The 19185-nt window shown below is 41.1% G+C and carries 16 protein-coding genes; 11 read left to right on the top strand and 5 right to left on the bottom strand.

Translation table 11 applies throughout. From position 1 onward, the window contains the following. Positions 1–3: 3 nt before the first annotated feature. Positions 4–1425, top strand: a complete 1422-nt coding sequence (locus tag I6E83_RS12130; RefSeq protein WP_197102245.1) for a glutamate synthase subunit beta — start codon at positions 4–6, stop codon at positions 1423–1425. Positions 1426–1625: 200 nt separating this feature from the next. Continuing rightward, positions 1626–2840: an FUSC family protein gene (locus I6E83_RS12125; RefSeq protein WP_197102244.1), complete on the top strand. Its 1215-nt coding sequence runs from the start codon at positions 1626–1628 to the stop codon at positions 2838–2840. A 78-nt stretch (positions 2841–2918) separates the two neighbouring features. On the opposite strand, the gene I6E83_RS12120 is transcribed toward I6E83_RS12125, so the two are convergent. Beyond that, positions 2919–4052: an ABC transporter substrate-binding protein gene (locus I6E83_RS12120; RefSeq protein WP_265091216.1), complete on the bottom strand. Its 1134-nt coding sequence runs from the start codon at positions 4050–4052 to the stop codon at positions 2919–2921. 315 nt (positions 4053–4367) lie between these two features. On the opposite strand from I6E83_RS12120, the gene I6E83_RS12115 reads away from it, so the two are divergent. Together I6E83_RS12115 and I6E83_RS12110 are read left to right on the top strand one after the other, a co-directional pair. Then, a complete protein-coding gene (locus I6E83_RS12115) occupies positions 4368–5174 on the top strand; it encodes a 3-oxoacyl-ACP reductase (RefSeq protein WP_227680936.1) in 807 nt (268 codons plus the stop codon). 65 nt (positions 5175–5239) lie between these two features. After that, positions 5240–5503 (top strand): hypothetical protein, encoded by a 264-nt coding sequence (locus I6E83_RS12110; RefSeq protein ID WP_197102243.1) that lies wholly within the window; start codon positions 5240–5242, stop codon positions 5501–5503. Positions 5504–5592: 89 nt separating this feature from the next. Here I6E83_RS12110 and I6E83_RS12105 read toward each other — a convergent pair whose 3' ends face one another. Then, the gene (locus I6E83_RS12105; protein WP_197102242.1) at positions 5593–6429 is read right to left on the bottom strand and encodes an HAD family hydrolase; all 837 of its coding nucleotides are present in this window, start codon (positions 6427–6429) and stop codon (positions 5593–5595) included. A 310-nt stretch (positions 6430–6739) separates the two neighbouring features. On the opposite strand from I6E83_RS12105, the gene I6E83_RS12100 reads away from it, so the two are divergent. The 5 genes from I6E83_RS12100 to I6E83_RS12080 all read left to right on the top strand — a co-directional run bounded on the left by I6E83_RS12100 (position 6740) and on the right by I6E83_RS12080 (position 10503). Further along, positions 6740–7246: a hypothetical protein gene (locus I6E83_RS12100; protein ID WP_197102240.1), complete on the top strand. Its 507-nt coding sequence runs from the start codon at positions 6740–6742 to the stop codon at positions 7244–7246. Between the two features lie 456 nt (positions 7247–7702). Continuing rightward, the gene (locus I6E83_RS12095) at positions 7703–8182 is read left to right on the top strand and encodes a BLUF domain-containing protein (RefSeq protein ID WP_181416323.1); all 480 of its coding nucleotides are present in this window, start codon (positions 7703–7705) and stop codon (positions 8180–8182) included. Positions 8183–8432: 250 nt separating this feature from the next. Then, positions 8433–8897 carry a BLUF domain-containing protein gene (locus I6E83_RS12090; RefSeq protein ID WP_197102239.1) on the top strand — a complete coding sequence of 155 codons (465 nt, stop codon included), beginning with the start codon at positions 8433–8435 and terminating at the stop codon, positions 8895–8897. Between the two features lie 123 nt (positions 8898–9020). Further along, positions 9021–9500, top strand: a complete 480-nt coding sequence (locus I6E83_RS12085) for a BLUF domain-containing protein (protein WP_197102237.1) — start codon at positions 9021–9023, stop codon at positions 9498–9500. Between the two features lie 181 nt (positions 9501–9681). Further along, a complete protein-coding gene (locus I6E83_RS12080) occupies positions 9682–10503 on the top strand; it encodes a hypothetical protein (protein ID WP_197102235.1) in 822 nt (273 codons plus the stop codon). A gap of 249 nt (positions 10504–10752) precedes the next feature. On the opposite strand, the gene I6E83_RS12075 is transcribed toward I6E83_RS12080, so the two are convergent. The 3 genes from I6E83_RS12075 to parC all read right to left on the bottom strand — a co-directional run bounded on the left by I6E83_RS12075 (position 10753) and on the right by parC (position 14898). Next, on the bottom strand, positions 10753–11073 hold the full coding sequence (locus tag I6E83_RS12075) for a hypothetical protein (RefSeq protein ID WP_197102233.1): 321 nt from the start codon (positions 11071–11073) through the stop codon (positions 10753–10755). A gap of 135 nt (positions 11074–11208) precedes the next feature. Further along, positions 11209–12558, bottom strand: coding sequence for a hypothetical protein (locus I6E83_RS12070; protein WP_197102231.1), 1350 nt, complete (start codon positions 12556–12558; stop codon positions 11209–11211). A gap of 33 nt (positions 12559–12591) precedes the next feature. Next, positions 12592–14898 carry a DNA topoisomerase IV subunit A gene (gene parC, locus I6E83_RS12065; protein ID WP_197102230.1) on the bottom strand — a complete coding sequence of 769 codons (2307 nt, stop codon included), beginning with the start codon at positions 14896–14898 and terminating at the stop codon, positions 12592–12594. 266 nt (positions 14899–15164) lie between these two features. Here parC and I6E83_RS12060 point away from each other — a divergent pair, with 266 nt between their 5' ends. After that, positions 15165–16973 carry a vWA domain-containing protein gene (locus tag I6E83_RS12060; RefSeq protein ID WP_197102229.1) on the top strand — a complete coding sequence of 603 codons (1809 nt, stop codon included), beginning with the start codon at positions 15165–15167 and terminating at the stop codon, positions 16971–16973. A gap of 348 nt (positions 16974–17321) precedes the next feature. Beyond that, entirely contained in the window at positions 17322–19049 is a 1728-nt protein-coding gene (locus tag I6E83_RS12055; protein ID WP_197102228.1) for an AMP-binding protein, read from the top strand. Positions 19050–19185: the final 136 nt, after the last annotated feature.

The raw sequence follows: 19185 nt of genomic DNA, 5'->3' as shown, positions 1-19185 counted from the left end.
ATCATGGCAAAACGCTTAGAAAATAGTTTTCAGTTTTTAGATGTACCACGTCTTGAGCCAACCAAAAAAGACATCGCAACCCGTTCGACAGAATTTGTCGAAATTTATAAACCATTTGAAAATGAAGCGGTGGCACAGCAGTCGCATCGTTGTCTTGAGTGCGGAAACCCGTACTGTGAATGGAAATGCCCAGTACATAATTATATTCCTAACTGGCTGAAACTGGCGACGGAAGGGCAGATATTTCAAGCTGCTGAGTTATGTCACCGTACCAACACGTTGCCTGAGGTATGTGGACGCGTCTGTCCACAGGATCGCTTGTGTGAAGGTGCCTGTACCTTGAACGATGGCTTTGGGGCTGTGACGATTGGCAATGTAGAAAAATACATCAATGACACAGCGTTTGCCCTTGGCTGGCGTCCAGATATGTCTGATGTGGTTTGGACAGACAAAAAAGTCGCGATCATTGGTGCAGGGCCAGCAGGTCTCGGTTGTGCAGATATCTTGGTAAGAAACGGTGTGAAGCCAGTTGTGTTCGATAAGCGTCCTGAAATTGGCGGCTTGCTTACCTTTGGTATTCCAGAATTTAAAATGGAAAAAGATGTCATGCGCAATCGCCGCGTCATCTTTGAAGGCATGGGGATGGAATTCCGTCTTGAGACAGAAATCGGTACTGATATCAGCATTGATGAGCTATTAAGCGAGTACGATGCCGTGTTTATGGGTATGGGCACTTATACTTATATGCGTGGCGGTTTTGCTGGTGAAGAGCTAGAAGGCGTATATGATGCGCTAGACTACCTGATTGCTAATGTGAATCGTTGTAATGATTGGGAAAAGAATCCTGAAGAGTATATCGATTTTAAAGGCAAAAAAGTGGTTGTACTAGGCGGCGGAGATACAGCGATGGACTGTAACCGTACCAGTATTCGTCAAGGTGCTGAAAAAGTGGTTTGTGCGTATCGCCGTGATGAAGAAAACATGCCAGGTTCACGCCGTGAAGTGGTCAACGCTCGTGAAGAAGGCGTTGAGTTCTTATTTAACCGTCAGCCAACTGAAATTATTGGCTTGAACGGTAAGGTTAACGGGGTGAAGGTCGTCACTACACATCTGGGTGCACCAGACAACCGTGGTCGTCAACGTCCTGAGCCAATTCCTAATTCAGAAGAAATCATCCCTTGTGATGCAGTTATTATGGCATTCGGCTTCCGTCCTAGCCCTGCTGATTGGTTTGATGCGCAGCAAGTCTCAATGGATAGTTCAGGTCGAGTATTGGCAGCAGAAAAGCAAACCTTTAAATTCCAGACCAACAATCCTAAAATATTTGCCGGTGGTGATATGGTGCGTGGTTCTGACCTAGTCGTGACCGCTATTTGGGAAGGTCGTGAGGCTGCTGAAGGTATATTGGATTTCTTGGAAGTCTAGGACACATCTTAACTGGCTTTATCTAAATTCAGTTAGATATCAGTAAACTCTGAACGTGAACGTCTTTTGTCTTTCGATAGGCAAGAGGCGTTTTTTTTGATTATTACTTTGTAAATAGAGTCGCGGCTGCTAGCATGTCCGTTAGTAACTTATGGTTTTTATCATTCGTCCTGCCTATCCACTAAAAAGAGTAACCTTGCGTGAAATCAATCCTTTGGCAGCGTGTGTCTGCTCCGTTTGTTGAGCCTTACGTCCGTTATCAATATGCAGATGTTTTGCATGCTATACGCTTAGGTGTGGCTGTAATATTGGCCTTGCTAGTCAATGTCCTTACTGGTTTTCCACATGGTGAATGGACGACCATCACAGTATTCATCATTTTAGGTCTATTGCAGTATCAAGGTGCTATTTATACGAAAGCTAAAGAGCGGATACTTGGTACGCTATTGGGTATTGTCGCCGCTTTTAGTATTCTGTGGTTTAGCGACAGTGTGAATGCATGGACATGGGTCTATTATGCGCTGATTGGTTTGGTGAGTGGCTTCATCGGTTATTTAGCAGTCCGAAAGCTTGGTTATACAGGTCTGCTGACTGGTATCACGATGTTGATGATTGTCTCAAATTTGGGGCAAAGCAATATGAGTCAAGACGGAATTTATCGTGCGCTGAATATCTTATTAGGTACGGGCGTTTCGGTAGCCGTGACACTTATCTTGCCACTGAAATCGACGTTGATGTGGCGATTTCTATTGAGCAGTAATCTCGATGCCTGTAGCAACTTGTATGCTGGTGTGGGCAAGCATATTGATGACGCGACTGATGATATCCCAGACAACGTGAATATAAAGCCCAACTCCGTTGTCTTTCCCGATGACGGTGTACCTGTAAATCAGACGTTGGTCAACGCATTACAACAGATTAATAAGCGTCTGTTAGCTGTTCGCCCGCATATCGCGGCGACTGCCAGTGAGTCAGGCATTAACAAGACAACGCTGGAGACCATTCAACGTACTCACCGTAATATCATCGGTACCATTGATTTGTTGTTGAGTGCCGCTCCACGTTTGGCAAACATTGAAATCGATGATGACAATCATATCTTATTGATACATTATCAGAGTGAGTTGACGCAAGCCATGCAGCATATAGCAGCGGTATTGCGTAGTCCAAGTGATGAAGTGTTCCGACCCATTACTCGTATTGCTGTTTCAGAATATCCAAGTGTCAAGCATCTAGCGTTTGAATGGCAAGGGTACTTTTGGTTGACTCAAACGTTACAGACTCAACTACAGCAGATGAGTGAGTTGTTACAAACAACTAAGCCACAATGGTATGCGGCATCTGGGCTTGGCTATCAACGCCGTGAGCAGCGTAGAATGAAAGAGCAGGGCGGCGAGGGAGATCTGCATTTATAACGCAAAAAAACGCTGACTATCTAAAGTCAGCGTTTTTTTGGTCTTATGTATCTTTTCGAACTTCAGAAAAAACAGTAACTAACGTCCCGTTTTTAGCTTATCCCAATACTGCTGATAAAGCTGCAAGGCATCATCACCGACATCTTCTTGAAAATCAGCTTTGGCCAATACTTCTTGAGGAGGGTAGATGGTAGGGTTGTTCTTCACATCATCTGGCATCATTTCACGTGCTGCAATATTTGGTGAGGCATAACCAATTTCTTCACTAACGATTTTCGAGTTTTCAGGGCGTAATAGGTAGTCGATAAATTTATGTGCGGCATCAACGTGTTTGGCATTTTTTGGAATGACAAAGTTGTCCATCCATAAGATTGCGCCTTCGCTAGGATATTTATAAACTAAGCTAGTTAGACCTTCATTATTGGCGATCACCGCTTCGCCATTCCATGTCATACCCACTGAGGTTTCACCCTCCATATATGGCATACGTGAGGCATCTGAGTTAAAGGTTTTCACATTTGGCATTATGGTCGTGAGCTTATTATAAGCTGCTTCAATCTCTTTAGGATCGGTGCTGTTGCCCGAGTAGCCAAGCGTGAGTAGTGCCATACCAAACACTTCGCGCATGTCATTCATTAGCATGACTTGACCTTTAAATTCAGGACGCCATAAGTCATTCCAACTATTTACAGTCGCAGGATCGACGCTATCACCGTTAATCGCTAGACCAGTGCTGCCCCACATATAAGGGATAGAGTACTTGTTCTCCGGGTCTACTTTGGTATTGGTAAATGACGTATCTAGATTTTTAAAGTTGCTTAATTTAGATTTATCGAGCTCTTGTAATAGCCCTTCTTTTGCCATTTTTTCGACATAATACGTCGATGGAATCGCCAAATCATATTGGCTAGAGTCATCGAGAAGTTTCAGCTTGGCATACATCGATTCGTTAGAATCAAAAGTGGTGTAATTTACCGAAATGCCAGTCTCTTCCTCAAAGCCATCAAGAATTTCTTGCGGCATATACTCTGACCAGTTGTATAAGTTAAGCGTCTCATTGCTCGCAGTGGCACTGCCATCAGCAGCTGCATTGTCAGAGTTGCTACAGCTAGCAAGTACAAAGCCAACAGCCATGGTTAATAGTGCTTTTGGTACGATACGGCCAATACGAGCCGACATGCTCGATGACGAACGGGGTGATGAACGGGTCAAAATATCTCTCCTAAACAAAGAATGATGCCAATCAGTGAAAAGTACCGATTGATAAATGCTACTTAATATAGATAGTTACACTATTATGGCTATTTGTTTCAGTGATTTAAAGGGCAATTAAGGCAATCGATGCGAGTCGCTGTGATGAAGCGCTAATTTTCCGTCAATAATAGAGGCTTGATACGAGATATAAGGTTAGGTTTGCTCAGCCTAATGACGGTATATAATCATGCTATGATAAGTGCGGATTTGTAATGACTGTGCCATAAAACCTCTTCTCATGGCGCGCTACATAATAATAAAGGATGTAACCTCATGACTCAGAACCACTCAGTAGATGCAGCGATTCCAATGCTTCTCAAAGACAAAGTTGCTATTGTCACAGGTGCTAGCCGTGGTCTTGGCGCACAAATCGCTAAACAGATGGCCGCAGCAGGGGCCAATGTGTGTGTCAATTACCTGAATAGTAAAGACGCTGCCGAAGCAGTAGTGGCTGATATTAAGGCCAAAGGCGGGCAAGCTTTTGCTTATCAAGGGGATGTGACTGACGCAATCCAAATGCAAGCTATGGCAGCGGCAGTGATTGAGCATTTTGGTACGATTGATATATTGGTCAATAATGCCTTGCCTAGTTACCAGTTCAATCCTAGTGCGGATTACACCAGTATAGAAACGGTTAACTGGACGCACTTCTCCCAACAGATGGATGGCATCGTTAAGGGTGCAGTCAACACGGTGCAAGCGGTATTGCCGCAAATGAAAGCGCAGAAGATGGGCAAGATTATCAATATTTCAACCAACCTTGTCTATAATCCGGTGGTTACTTATTACGACTATACCACTGCTAAGTCCGCACTCATTGGGCTGACACGTAACTTGGCGTCTGAACTGGGGCAATATGGTATCCGAGTCAATCTGCTGGCAGGCGGACTTTTAAAGATGACTGATGCGAGTAGCCTGACGACAGAAGAGGTATTTGATTATATTGCAACGACTACACCATTACGTCAAGCGACCTCAGTAGCTGACTTTGCTAATTCAGTGTTGCTCATGGCCTCTGACTTGAGTGCAGCTATCACAGGACAATCCATCGCTGTTGACGGTGGCTTGACAATGCCTTAACCGATGCCTTAACTGACGCCTTAACCGGTGCCTTAACGTTTGGCTGGATTTGTAGAAGGGATAAAATGAATACTCGTCAAGGTGTTGGAGTCGTCACTGCTACGCTGGCTATCGTTGCATTTATGACGTTTCTCAACTCTGGCTCACCGACACCTATAGTGAACTGGCCTATTGAGACTTATATGGGTCTGACCTTTACGATTGGCTGGTTGAGTGGTGTACCCAACTGGCTAGCTTACGTGCTAGCGGCAGTGCTGCTTATCCTTATCATTGTAGGGTTTTATAAAATTGGTAGCTGGGTTTATGGTTTGGTAGCAGGTAAGCAGTAAATGTTCTAAAAGCCTTTTGCAAAAGAACGTCATTAAAAAACCCTTGTCAGTATCTGGCAAGGGTTTTTTAATAATTCTAGAAAGGATTCTTACGACGCTGTTTCCAACTGATCAAGTACCGTCTGTATGCCGTATTCTTCAATCGTCCCAGTGACAAAATCAGCACGTTCTATCAGTGCGGGTTGCGCATCGCCCATCGCCACGGCAAACCCGACCAGATCAAACATCTCTAGGTCGTTCATACCATCACCAAATGCCATGCACTCGCTTGCATCTACATCATAGTATTTGCACACATCTTTAATACCTCGTGCTTTGGATGCTTCTATTGGCAATATATCGGCGCCAATATGATGCCAATGTACCAGTTTTAAATCGTATTGAGCAAAGTCAATGTCTTGCATTTTGTCTTCTTGACTATTAAAAAAAACAGAACATTGATACACCGTGTTTGATTTATAGTAATCAGGGGCAACGATAGAGTTGGGCGTGATGGCATTGAACTCACGCAAACGCTCGTTTTCACCTGACCAAGCAATATGAGTCGCTGAGTCAAATTTATGGATAAAGTCGCCTTTTAGGCATAGTTTCGCAATCTTATCCGTTTGTTCTGCGGACAGCGGGTAATGGCTAATTCGGCCACTATTGTCGAAGCTATATTGTCCATTCATACAAATAATAGCATCTAGCACATTTGACTCTAGCAACGCTAAGATGTCATCTGGCAATATTGCTTTAGAGCGTCCTGTTGATATCACTAGTTTGATATCAGTCTCAGCAAGCTGCTTCAACGTCGCTTGGTTATGCTCAGCGATAATACCGTTACGGCTGAGCGTATCATCGATATCAAAAAATATGATTTTGGGCATAGGTATGGGTGTGCTCTGAGCCATAATTTCTGTGGCCGTTTTATCTTCAACAAACATGATGATCCTATTGTTTTTTATTCAGGGGTCAGTGACCTAAATACTACTATAACCACGTGAAGGAAGACCATAGCTATAAGGTAACGTACCCATAGATGATCTTGCTTGGTGAGCTGAGATAAGTCTATTATCCTGAATCTTATTTCTTTTTAATTCAAAGGATTAACAAAAATCTTTAAAAGATACAATCAACTTAACAATAATTATCTATTATAAAGTTATCATTAATTATGTTTTACAGGTTTTATGATTGATCAAAGAATGACATTTCTTGTCTGCGCTAATACACCAACTGTCTAAAGGAATGCTTATGAAAGTTTTTACCTTAAAAAAAGTGGTCGCCTTAAGTGCACTCGCTTTGTCTACCAGTACCTTTGCGATGGATGTCACGTTCAATGATAAGACGTGGAATGCTGATCACATACCTGAAGGCCAACAGTGTCTAGATTATGGTGGCAAGAGCCCAGCCACGCCGAGTATGACGGTCTCAAACATTCCTGATGGAGCTGATAGCTTAGTCTTTGTCTACAACGACGTGAGTAACAAACGTATGCAAAAGGGCGGACATGGAATTGTCAGCTACGCATTGTCAGAGGGCAAAACCAGTGTCGAGGTACCACGCGTGTTTGGTCATACTTATGAAGTGCCAGTCGGTATAGAGATGGTGGCTGAATACCGTAGCCGTCAGGGCGATATCCGCGGCGCATACAAGCCACCCTGTTCAGGCGGTAAAGATCATTTGTATACGATAGATGTGCAGTCATGGCAGGGCGATATGATGACTGCTGAGACGACAATTGAGATGGGTCGGTATTAGTCGATTGGGCACTTTAGTCAGCGTAAAAAGCCGTCTAAGTAGTGTGTAGGCGGCTTTTTCATGGTAGTAAGCTAAGTGCCATCTATCTATAAGATGTGCTAGCTTAGTGAATAGGCGACGATTGGCCTGATACTTGCAGCATCTAATGCAATCCATAAGCGTGGGTCAGTCGTATGTTAGGGTAAAGGCAGGACTATAGGAAAATACAGATTAGACATTATAGTTATTAGAATAATGATATTGCACTGGTTGTGTCTGGTTTTATAGTACAATTGTACTCTGATAGATGTCGGTATATTATCTTACTAAAATCTAATGTCATCACAGAACCATTTCATCACAGAACAAAGTCATGGTAGATTATAAAGAGTCATTGGAAGCTAAAAATATTATTGATTGTATTTTATTTTAAAGTATCTATCAATTTGGATTAATTTTTTATAAATGGATTTTCTTATGCATATAACGACAAGCCAACCTCCAGAAAATAGAAAAAGACATGGCGAGCATATTCTTATCCATATGACATATATCGCCAAAAATGTCGACCTAGATTCGGGAATTGAGCTGACTCGCGCACTTGAGTATTGGCGCAGATATTTTGAAGAAAATAATATAGTTTCAGCCTTGGTTATTAGTGAAGGTTATTTCGTTCAAAGTTTTCAAGGAACAAGGCCTGCTATTAATACTGCTTTAGAAAAAATACTTGACGAGCATTCAAGCATCTTTCCTAACATTGTTAATATAGAGGAAATAGAGTCGCGTCAATGGAATGGGTTTTTAGTCAAGCATCTAACATCAAGCATTGAAGATGAAGAGTATGCTCTAAAAAGCTTCTCGGCAGGTTCTGACTACAATCCCTATCTCATGAAAAGTACTCAGATTGAAAGCTTTTTGAAGGCGGTATTTGAAGATACTGAATCTAATAAATTTTAAATGCGCTGCATTTATTTCCTAGATATTTATTTCTTAAGTGTTGGTCTCTTAGGACAGTCACTTATTATAGCTATACTAAAAAAGCCGTCTATATATGTGTGTAGGCGGCTTTTTGGTGATTCCTATTTTTGTCGTATCATTTTAAGGTGTAGACGATAAGAAACGGGTCAATTACCAAGAGTTTTATTGATTACACCTTATAATAGAGTGTATATTAATTTATATAACTATTATATAAATGGATTTTCTTATGCACATAACGACAAGTCAAACTTCAGAAAATAGAAAAAGACATGGCGAGCATGTTCTGATTAGCCTAACGTATATCGGTAAAAACATCGAAATGAAAACAGGTATAGAATTGACTCGTGCTCTTGAGCAGTGGCGAAGATACTTTGAGGAAAGTGGGTTAGTTTCAGCGCTTGTTATCAATGACGGTTATTTTGTTCAAAATATTCAAGGTTCAAGACCAGCTGTCAATACTGCTCTAGCGAAGATAATTGATGAGCATTTCAAGATTCTCCCTAATATTGTTAAGCTGGAGGAAATAGAAGCGCTTCGGTGGGATGGGTTCGTAACCAAACACCTGACGGAAAGTGTCGAAGATGAGGAATATGCCCTAAAAAGCTTCTCAGCAGGTTCTGACTTCAATCCTTATCTAATGAAAAGCACTCAGATTGAAAGCTTTTTTAAAGTGATTTTTGAAGACGGTTAATTTAGAAAATTGTAAGCGCGTAGCATGCGCTCAGTATAAAGGCCATCTGCTCTAACCAGCATAAAAAAGCCGCCTATAAAGTGTCTTTTGATTTAGATAAATTTTTTATAAATAAGGTTTCTTATGCATATCGCTACTAGCCAACCTTCAGAAAATAGAAAAAGACAGGGTGAGCATATTATTCTCAGCCTAACGTATATTGGCAAAAATAGTGACAGTAATAATGGAATAGAATTGGCTCGTTTGCTTGAGCAATGGCGAAGAAACAATGAAAAAAGTGGTGTAACCTCAGCGCTTGTGGTTAATGACAATTACTTCATTCAAAATATCGAAGGTCCAAGACCTCTTATCAATGAAATATTAGTAAAATTGATCAATGAATATTCTCACCTAGGACCTCATCTCAGTATGGTTGAAGAAGTAGAAGTACGTAGATGGGATGGATTTTTATTAAAATATTTAACATCAAGCGTAGAAGACGAAGAATATACCCTAAAAAGCTTCTCAGCAGGTGCTGACTTTAATCCTTATCTAATGAAAAGTGCTCAGATTACAAGCTTTTTGAAAGCGATATTTGAGGATACAGAATCCAATAAGTCTTAGATAATTTCTCTATTTTGATTGGCGTAAAAAAGCCGTCTATACATTACATCGTATAGGCGGCTTTTTTTGTTTTCGATATCTCATATTTATAGATTTTAAAATTAAATATTTTAATTCTACATATGTTGTGTATTATCATCTGAGGCATTTGATATTTGAATAACTTAAACGGATTATATGTATGAAGAAACTGTCTCTATTGCTCGTAACGCTTTTAGGATCATCAATCGTATTAAATGGTTGCGCGACTGCGGGTCTTGTAAATTACACCAAAACTGACCATGTGGAATATCATGAAAAAAATATTTTATCTGAGAAAGTTATTGCCGTTGGATATCCTAATAAGCCAATAACAGGATACGAGGATGCTATGATCTTAGCAGGTAAAAACTATAGCTTTTTAGTGCAACCTACGGTCAGTTCTCACACTTCGTCTGATATATTTAGAAGGATTTTCTCTCAAGTAGATTTAGGCTCATTATATATCGATACTAATCCATTATTCTATTACCCTGACCCCGATGCTCAGACAACATACGGAACTCGTGATATTCAGAAAAAAACTCAAGCTGATTCAAATGAGTTAATTCTTGATATAGATAGAGATAAATCCAGACAAGTTAAGGATATACCAACCCTTATTAACTTAGTGTATGCAAAGCCGATAAATGAAGTAAAGAATAATGAGCAGCCACAGTTGGAAAAACTTGGTTTTAAGTGTCAGACATCAGTCATCGCTGAACAACAAAGTCTAGCCTGTCAGCGTCCAGTGTACATTGAGCTCACAGTAGCTTCTGCGGTACAGAATATTGATCAGATAAACCATAAGCTAAAGCAACCTATGACTATTAAATTGAATGAAAAATGGAGAACTAAGGACAATGCTAATAAACTTGGCGTTGCTTTGTTGCCAGTGAGTGTGGCAGTAGACATAGTTACTTTTCCCATCCAAGCTATAGGTGCTGGACTCTTATATGCAGCTCTTGCAAATGCAGATTGGTAAGTTTTAAGAGATTTAGTGGGGAAATAAGGCAGGTATGGTGCTATTAATGCACAGAATAGTTATTTGTTTTAATTAGCACCAAGAAGCCGTCTATACGTTTGTATAGACGGTTTTTTAGTAAGGAGAGTTGTAGGGTGCGTTTCACGCACCTTTTTGAATTTTGTTTGTATAATCAGTGCGTGAAACTTCCCCTACATTAGCTAATCCGCCCTACATGCTAAAAGCATAGCCTATGTTTGTTGCTATAGTTTAACCAACTACTTTACCCAGTTCGTAAATAGGTAGATAAAGAGCAACAATGGTCAAAGGAATAAGAAGAATAGCCAAAGCTAAGAGAAAAAATACGATGATAGCTTGCCATTTTTTTGACTGTTCCGACAAGTAAACCAAGGGTATTGGGATCAAAGATAATCCTAGCCAGTATTTATGAGTACTTAATACTATTTTAGTAAAGACTGGTATATCAACACCAAAGCTTCTATATAACTCTTCAAAAGTGGGAATGACGAAAATTCCTGCAAGTGCACAGAATAAAAATAAAAAAGATACAACTATCGCTAAAAATTTCATATAGTCACTAATAATTAAAGTCGTAGGCTGCGTCTAGTGTACGATTTTTTTAATGTTAATCTCATCGGTGCGTGGCACGCACCCTACGCGCTTATTATAGCTAGTATTAAGAAGCTGCCTATATTGATAGATTTTTTAGTTGATATGATTATGGTTCTTCATGATAAATTTTATTGAAAATCCGTTATTATACATATAATTATTTATTTCTACAGATATTTTATAAAGCTCATAAGTGATTTCAAAATTTTGGACGCTTAAAACTTTAAAAATAATTATGTCCTGTATTTTCTCGTTTGTAGCATTAAAATATAGGTGTGATATCAGCATGCAAAACTTATCAATATCTTCCTGTTGGGTAGAAATATCGGTAATGCTAAGTTTTAGGCTTAATCGAGTAGCATAATTTTTAGTTCCAGAAATATAGTAAAATATATTATTAAGAAAGCTACTTAATTCATAGCTATTAGAACTTGCGAACCATTCTTCACTATCTATAGACTTATAAAAGCTACATTTTATTTCTTCATCTTTCAAAAAATTAGTAGCTAGATAAGGTGACCAGCCTTGTTGTAATAGAACTACTGGAGGATTGTTTTTTAACTTGTTATATGTATCAATAAGATCAATGACTTCATTGATTTCTGACAGAGTTCTAATGCTTTTTGTAGTAATAATAATTTTTAGCCTATTTAAGTTATCTATTTTGAAGTTTACCCTTCTTAATATGGCTATTTTTATTTCCTTGGCTTCAGCTGAGTGTCTAAAGAGCTGGCTAGAGTAAGTAAAAAAATCTTCATATGACTTAATTATAAATAATATTAGTATTGATGGTAGAGATAGTATTGTTAGGTTGATTGGAGTAATTAAGTTTAGAAGAGTTAATTTATTTAAAAATTTTATAGGGTTATTAATAAAACTGTAAATTGTAATAGCAGAAAGAAAAATTACTATTAAAGAGATAAGAATATTGAAAAAGTGATGTGTTCTTACCTCATTTATCTCAGTGCTTTTTTTAGAGTATATAGACAGTATGAATAATGATGTGGTAATAAATACTAAGAAAATTTCGATAAATATACTAAAAACGTATAAATTTAAGAAAAACTCGAGAAGTATAGTAAGCTTTAGGTTGGCTAAGACCGTGCTTTTAAATAGATTTTTATATTTTTCGCTACTAATGGCTTTACTAGCAATCGCTAAACCTGTAAATACAAACCATAGGACTGTATTTTTTAGTTGAGATAAGTCCCAAAGATTGAGGAACTTGAGAAAATAAACACTACATAAAGTACTGAGTAGTAAAATAAGAAATATTGTTACTAATTTCTTATGAAGTACCGATTTAATTACAGCTTTAAATGCTAAAAATACACCAGTATTTTTCCTGTAACTTTGAACTATCGTAAAGAGAGATATTGCTAGCACCCAAAAAAACGAAGCAATATCTCTGTTATTAATACCTTTTAATATAGTTTCAATCACATATTCAACTTATAAAAAATAATTAAACCAAAACTACCCAACTTCAACACTCGTCACATTCTGAAAGCCTCTGGGCAACTGACCACCACGATTACCACGAACACCCGTATAGTTAGCCAAATCATTTGGCTTGAGTGTCACATGGCGTTTGCCAGCGGTAATGACTAAACTGTCTTGCTGACTGAGTGGCGTGACTGTAAGCACCTCTTCGCCGTCCTTTAACTTGATAAGTTTGTTACCTTTACCGCGCGCCTGTTCAGGCAAATCATCAAGAGCAAATATCAGTAAATATCCCGCATTGGTGGTGACGGCGACGTGATCAGGTGCCACACTTGTATTGCTATTTTCACCATCAGTATTAGCGGTCGAATCTACTGGCGCATCGATACGCGCAACAGGGAGCAAGCGACTATCAGCTGCTAGGTTAATGATGTTTTTACCCGCTTTTTGATTGCTATCAAGATTACCAACGGTATTAATAAAACCATAACCTGCGGAACTGGCGAGTATAATACGTTGATCGTCAGCACCCGTTAATAGCTGCTCAAAGCTGGCACCTGCTGGCGGTTTTAGCACACTGGTCAGCGGGTCGCCTTGACCACGCGCCGATGCGAGATTGTGCGCGTCAATGCTATAGCTGCGACCAGTGCTGTCGAGCACGTAGATTTTTTCATTGGATTTACCGCGCACGTGTGCTTGATAGCTATCACCTGAACGATAACTCATGCCAGCAGCATCGACATCATGACCTTTGGCAGCACGAATCCAGCCCGCTTTCGATAGAATAGCGGTGACAGGCTCGCTTGGTACGAGGTCAGACTCTTTTAGTGCTTGCGCTTCTTCGCGTTCTGCCAATGGTGATACGCGCTCATTACCGTGTTCTTTCATATCGGCTGTGAGCTCATCGATCATCAGATTGGTTAGACTGTCTGGATTGTCTAAGTATTCTTGAATGATGGCACGTTCGGCAGCCAGTTCATCCTGCTCGCGGCGCAGCTCAATCTCTTCTAACTTCGCCAATTGGCGCAGACGAATATCCAAGATAGCATTGGCTTGAATGTCCGTTAGATCATAGTCCTGCATCAACGTCGCTTTTGGATCTTCCTCTTCACGAATGATGCGAATCACTTCATCAATATTAAGATAAGCAATCAGCAAGCCTGCCAAGATATGTAAGCGCTTATCGATTTTATCGAGGCGATATTGCAAGCGGCGTGTGACCACTGAACGGCGACAGATGAGCCATTCTTCTAATATTTCTTTTAGGTTTTTGACCTGTGGTTTACCGTTTAGGCCAATCATATTCATATTGACGCGGTAATTACTCTCAAGCTCCGTACTAGCAAACAGATGGCTCATGACGCGAGCAACATCGACTCGGGTTGATTTTAGCTCAAGCACGATACGACAGGCATTTTCGTGATCTGACTCGTCATGAATATCGGTAATCCAAGGCAGCTTTTTATCGGTCATGAGCTTGGCGATTTGCTCTTGGATTTTGTTGCCTGAAACTTGATAAGGCAGCGCATCGATGATAACGAGGTTTTTCTCTTTAGGATCGACGTGGAAGGTCGCGCGCATCTTATAGCTACCACGACCAGTCTCATACATCGCTTGCAAGTCTTTTTTACTGGTGATGATTTCAGCAGGGGTTGGCAGATCAGGTGCTGGTATTGATTGGGTAAGCTGCTTAACCGATAGCTCAGGATTTTTTAGCAAACGAATTGCTGCACGTACCACTTCGTTGAGATTATGTGGCGGAATGTCTGTTGCCATACCGACTGCGATACCCGTTGTACCATTTAATAGTATGTTAGGTAGGCGCGCAGGTAGGGTGGTTGGCTCTTGCATCGTACCGTCAAAGTTGTCTTGCCAATCGACTGTGCCTTGACCTAACTCTGCGAGCAACGTATTGGCATAAGCAGACATTTTGGCTTCGGTATAACGCATCGCCGCAAATGATTTTGGATCATCAGGGCTACCCCAGTTACCTTGACCAGTGATGAGCGGATAGCGATAACTGAACGGCTGCGCCATCAGTACCATCGCTTCATAACAAGCACTGTCACCATGCGGATGGTATTTACCCAAGACGTCACCGACCGTACGTGCCGATTTTTTGGCTTTAGCAGTCGATTTTAGCCCCAGCTCGCTCATGGCGTAGACGATGCGGCGCTGTACAGGTTTGAGGCCGTCAGCGATATTTGGCAGCGCCCGATCCATGATGACGTACATCGCATAGTTGAGATAGGCTTGCTCAGTGAATTCTGCGACTGAGCGAGTATCCATCGGTTCAGTGGGAATGATTGGGGCAATCGTATTATCAATAACATCAGACATAAAATAGGATTCACTTATCAGTTTTAATAGGTATAGATAATTGGTTCAAGCGTACAAATAGGATAGTGCTATCGTAAAGGAAATTGGCAGAATTAAAAAGGTATAAGTCAGAATAGACGACAGGTCGTGACGCGCTTCATTAGGTTTCTGTATAGCATTTTGGTTGATAGCTTTTACAAAATAGGTCAAGTATAGTTAATTCAACTTTTGATGACTGTGTTGTCTTTGAAAATTTTGTCATCTGTCTATTATACGGAGTAGTTACTATGTTATCTGCGTCATCTGTCTATCCATCAAGTGCATTATCGCGTGCGTGCACTTATCATTTAACCAAGCACACGCTGCTGTTGGGTATTATCGCCAGTGTTGGATTGAGTGCTTGTAGCTCACAGCAGACAGTATCTAAGCAGATAGCACCTAAGCCGATGGTAGAAACCTCAAGTAGTACTACGATGAAAAAACCACGCCGTGCAGTTGCGACATCAAATACGTCACTAGTCTCTGAGATGAGAGCTCCTGACCCTTTCATAATACTGAGAAGTCCAGCATCACCATCTTCAATATCACCATCTATGGTCAGACCTGAACCCATCAGCGCCGAACCAGAGGCAAATGATAATTATCAAAAGAACGATGCAAATCCTGTACATCGCACGACGGATATGGCGGTCTCTACTTTGTCTATCGATACCGATACGGGCAGCTATGCCAATGTGCGCCGCTATCTAAATGAAGGTCAGTTGCCACCCGTTGATGCAGTACGGGTAGAAGAGTTGATTAACTATTTTAACTATCAGTTTGATGATGGTAAACGCCTCGGTAATGCACCATTTGTCGTCGCCACTGAAGTGGTCGATTCGCCTTGGGATAGAGCCGATCAGGACAATAAAATTGTCAAAGTTGGTATCAAAGCCGTGGATAATAGCTGGTCCAATAAAAGTGCCAATCAAGCCATGCCCGCTGCTAACCTAGTGATTTTGGTAGATGTATCAGGCTCTATGTCATCGAGCGACAAGCTACCATTGGCGCAGTCGTCTCTTAAACTATTGACAGAACAGATGCGTGCTGAAGATAGCATTAGTATCGTCACGTATTCAGGCAAAACCAGTGTGGCATTGCCTGCGACCAGTGGTGATCAAAAAGCAAAAATCCTCGCCGCGATTGAGGGGTTAAATGCCTCAGGTTCCACCAACGGAGAAGACGCGTTGAAACTGGCTTATCGTCAAGCTGAGCAAGCGATGAAGAAAGACGGTATCAATCGTATCATGATGCTGACCGATGGCGATTTTAATGTCGGTATCAGTGATGTCGATGATATGCTGGATTTGGTCAAATCCAATCGTGAGCGTGGTATCTCACTATCTACCGTTGGCTTTGGGCGTGGCAATCTCAACGACCATATGATGGAACAAATGGCCGACAATGGTAATGGTAACTACAGTTATATCGATAGTCTGACTGAGGCCAAAAAAGTTTTTGGTGATGAGTTGGCCGCGACCTTTAATACGGTCGCCAAGGATGTAAAAGTACAAGTTGAGTTCAACCCTGATGTCGTGAGTGAATGGCGTTTGATTGGCTATGAAAATCGCGTGCTTAACGAGCAAGACTTTAATAATGATAAAGTCGATGCAGGCGAGCTAGGCGCAGGTAAAGCGGTTATCGCACTATTCGAAGTGACACCAAAAGGACAAAAAGGTCTATATAGTGATCGTCGTTATACTGATAGCAATGCGACTGTTAAGGTAAACAGCAAACAGCAAGCCAATGAGCTTGGTTATCTAAAAATTCGTTATAAAGCGCCTACAGGTGATACCTCTAAACTGCTTAGTCAACCAATTAATAATGACAGTCACTCTCTGGACAAAGCCAACGCTGATACTCAGTTTGCAATGGCGGTGGCAGGTTTTGGTCAACGCTTAACTCAAAGTGAGTACATTAATGAGTGGCAATATAATGATAGCACTAAGCTAGCGACAAGCAGTCTCGCCCGTCAGTTAAGCAATGATAAGGACGGCACTCGCCGTAACTTTGTGACTTTAACAGAACTGGCTAGCGCCCTTGACAGTACAAAGTAATGAACGGGTAACAAACCATAGGATTTCTATGGATGAATGTTCGCCAATAGGACGCTAAAAACTCATTGGTTTTTAAAGTTAAATATTTGATATAAAACATTTTATTTTCCGTCAAGCCTGTTTGCGAACTCAAGCACCAATCTTTTGTATTGAGTAGTTTGTACAAAGTGTGTATGTTAATAAACAAAGGGCTATTTACCGCTATATTGTTTGCTCAGCACTGTACGATTACGCCGTAACCTTGCTTGCCACCGTAATGGTCAGCAACGGCTTGGCATTTCGTATGTTTATCACACTGTGATTAGTATACGCTGACGGTAATGTACTATTACTAGGAGAAAAAAGATTATGGAAAATCAAGTAAATTTTACCCGTCGTGATGATAAAGTTTGGCTAAAAACATATGAAGAGCTTGGACTGGATTACAACATTGAAATGCCAGCTGACGATACCTCACTCATTGATGTTTTTGAAAAAAGCTTTGCTGATAATAGTGATAAGACGGCCTATATCTGCATGGGTTCATCATTAAGCTTTAAAGAAGTGGATTTGTACAGTCGCCAAATGGCTGCCTATCTACAGTCATTGGGACTGGTCAAAGGTGATAAAGTTGCGGTCATGATGCCCAATATTTTGCAATTGCCAATTTCTGTCATTGCAGTACTGCGTGCAGGTTTCACCCTAGTCAACGTCAACCCGTTATATACCACCAGAGAGCTTGAGCATCAACTGACCGATTCAGACGCCAAAGTGCTGATCATGGTCGAAAACTTCGCCAAAACCTATCAAGACATCGGCCGTAGTCTAGTCGATAAAGTCGTGATTACAGGTATGGGCGATTTGATGGGTACGCTCAAGGGCTTTATGGTCAACACGGTCGTTCGCCATGTGAAAAAAATGGTGCCTGCCTATAGTATTAGCAACAGCATCACCTTCAAAAGTGCGCTGAGTCATAGCGCTGCGAGTAAATATAAACGCCCAAGCAATATCACGCTCGATGACATCGCCGTCCTACAATATACCGGTGGTACAACAGGTGTGGCCAAAGGCGCGATGCTAACGCACAAAAACTTAGTGGCAAACTTAATTCAATCCAATACCTTCTTGGGCACCGCTTTTGATGATTTCGATCAAAGAGGTGAGCAGCCTGTCATTATGACAGCATTGCCGATGTATCATATTTTCTCATTTACCGTATGCGGTATGTTCGGTCTATATCGCGGTTGTGTGGTGCTACTAGTACCAAACCCACGCGATCTTGATAGCTTATTAAAAGCATACAAAGCCAATCCACCAGCATTCTTCCCAGCAGTCAACACGTTGTTCAACGCGCTTGCAAATAACGAAGAATTTATCGCGATGGATCATAGCAAGCTGCGTCAGTCGATGGGTGGCGGCATGGCAGTACTGAGTCCAACCGCCGAAAAATGGCGTCAAGTAACGGGTAATATCATTATCCAAGGTTATGGATTGTCTGAAACAGCACCGGTAGCGACTTCTAACCCTAGCAATAGCAAAACATTCACAGGTACTATTGGTGTGCCGATGCCAGCGACTGATGTTGCCATCTTAGATGATGCTGGTAATGAAGTAGAGCTTGGTGAGCGCGGTGAGATTAGCGTTCGTGGCCCACAGGTTATGAAAGGCTACTGGAATCGTGAAGATGCTACCGCCGAAGTGATGACCGCAGACGGATTCTTCCGTACGGGCGACATTGGTATCATGGCTGACAATGGCTACGTGACCATCGTTGACCGTAAAAAAGACATGATTTTGGTTTCTGGCTTTAACGTTTATCCTAACGAAGTCGAAGAAGTTATGGCGGGTCACCCTAAAATTCTAGAGTGCGGTGTCATTGGTATCAGTGACGAAAAGAGCGGCGAGACTCCTAAGATTTATGTCGTGCGCAACGACCCTAGCCTGACTGCTGAAGAAGTACTGGCTTATGGCAAAGAAAATCTAACTGGTTACAAACGTCCTCGTCATGTTGAGTTTATCGATGAATTGCCAAAATCTAACGTGGGTAAAATCCTACGTAAAGATTTGCGATTGCTTGAAGAAAAGAACCATGGCTAATTGATTGATACTCAATACTCAATACTCAATACTCGAAAGCTAGTTATGAGTGCTTGCAAAGACTCAATGCTCACACAGACTTAGTGTTCATAACTAATCGTAATACAGAGTAGGGTCACCACTAAAAATGATAAGA

Source organism: Psychrobacter sp. SZ93C1 (assembly GCF_015864635.1).
Classification (GTDB): Bacteria; Pseudomonadota; Gammaproteobacteria; order Pseudomonadales; family Moraxellaceae; genus Psychrobacter; species Psychrobacter fozii.
Note: the sequence above shows the minus strand (reverse complement) of the source record. Positions and strands in the feature narration are given on the sequence as shown.

Coding starts and splice junctions, on each gene's coding strand:
- I6E83_RS12085 (WP_197102237.1), top strand. CDS start 9,021: ATGCATATCGCTACTAGCCAACCTTCAGAAAATAGAAAAAGACAGGGT.
- I6E83_RS12095 (WP_181416323.1), top strand. CDS start 7,703: ATGCATATAACGACAAGCCAACCTCCAGAAAATAGAAAAAGACATGGC.
- I6E83_RS12100 (WP_197102240.1), top strand. CDS start 6,740: ATGAAAGTTTTTACCTTAAAAAAAGTGGTCGCCTTAAGTGCACTCGCT.
- I6E83_RS12110 (WP_197102243.1), top strand. CDS start 5,240: ATGAATACTCGTCAAGGTGTTGGAGTCGTCACTGCTACGCTGGCTATC.
- I6E83_RS12090 (WP_197102239.1), top strand. CDS start 8,433: ATGCACATAACGACAAGTCAAACTTCAGAAAATAGAAAAAGACATGGC.
- I6E83_RS12115 (WP_227680936.1), top strand. CDS start 4,368: ATGACTCAGAACCACTCAGTAGATGCAGCGATTCCAATGCTTCTCAAA.
- I6E83_RS12075 (WP_197102233.1), bottom strand. CDS start 11,073: ATGAAATTTTTAGCGATAGTTGTATCTTTTTTATTTTTATTCTGTGCA.
- I6E83_RS12060 (WP_197102229.1), top strand. CDS start 15,165: ATGTTATCTGCGTCATCTGTCTATCCATCAAGTGCATTATCGCGTGCG.
- I6E83_RS12130 (WP_197102245.1), top strand. CDS start 4: ATGGCAAAACGCTTAGAAAATAGTTTTCAGTTTTTAGATGTACCACGT.
- I6E83_RS12105 (WP_197102242.1), bottom strand. CDS start 6,429: ATGTTTGTTGAAGATAAAACGGCCACAGAAATTATGGCTCAGAGCACA.
- I6E83_RS12055 (WP_197102228.1), top strand. CDS start 17,322: ATGGAAAATCAAGTAAATTTTACCCGTCGTGATGATAAAGTTTGGCTA.
- I6E83_RS12080 (WP_197102235.1), top strand. CDS start 9,682: ATGAAGAAACTGTCTCTATTGCTCGTAACGCTTTTAGGATCATCAATC.
- parC (WP_197102230.1), bottom strand. CDS start 14,898: ATGTCTGATGTTATTGATAATACGATTGCCCCAATCATTCCCACTGAA.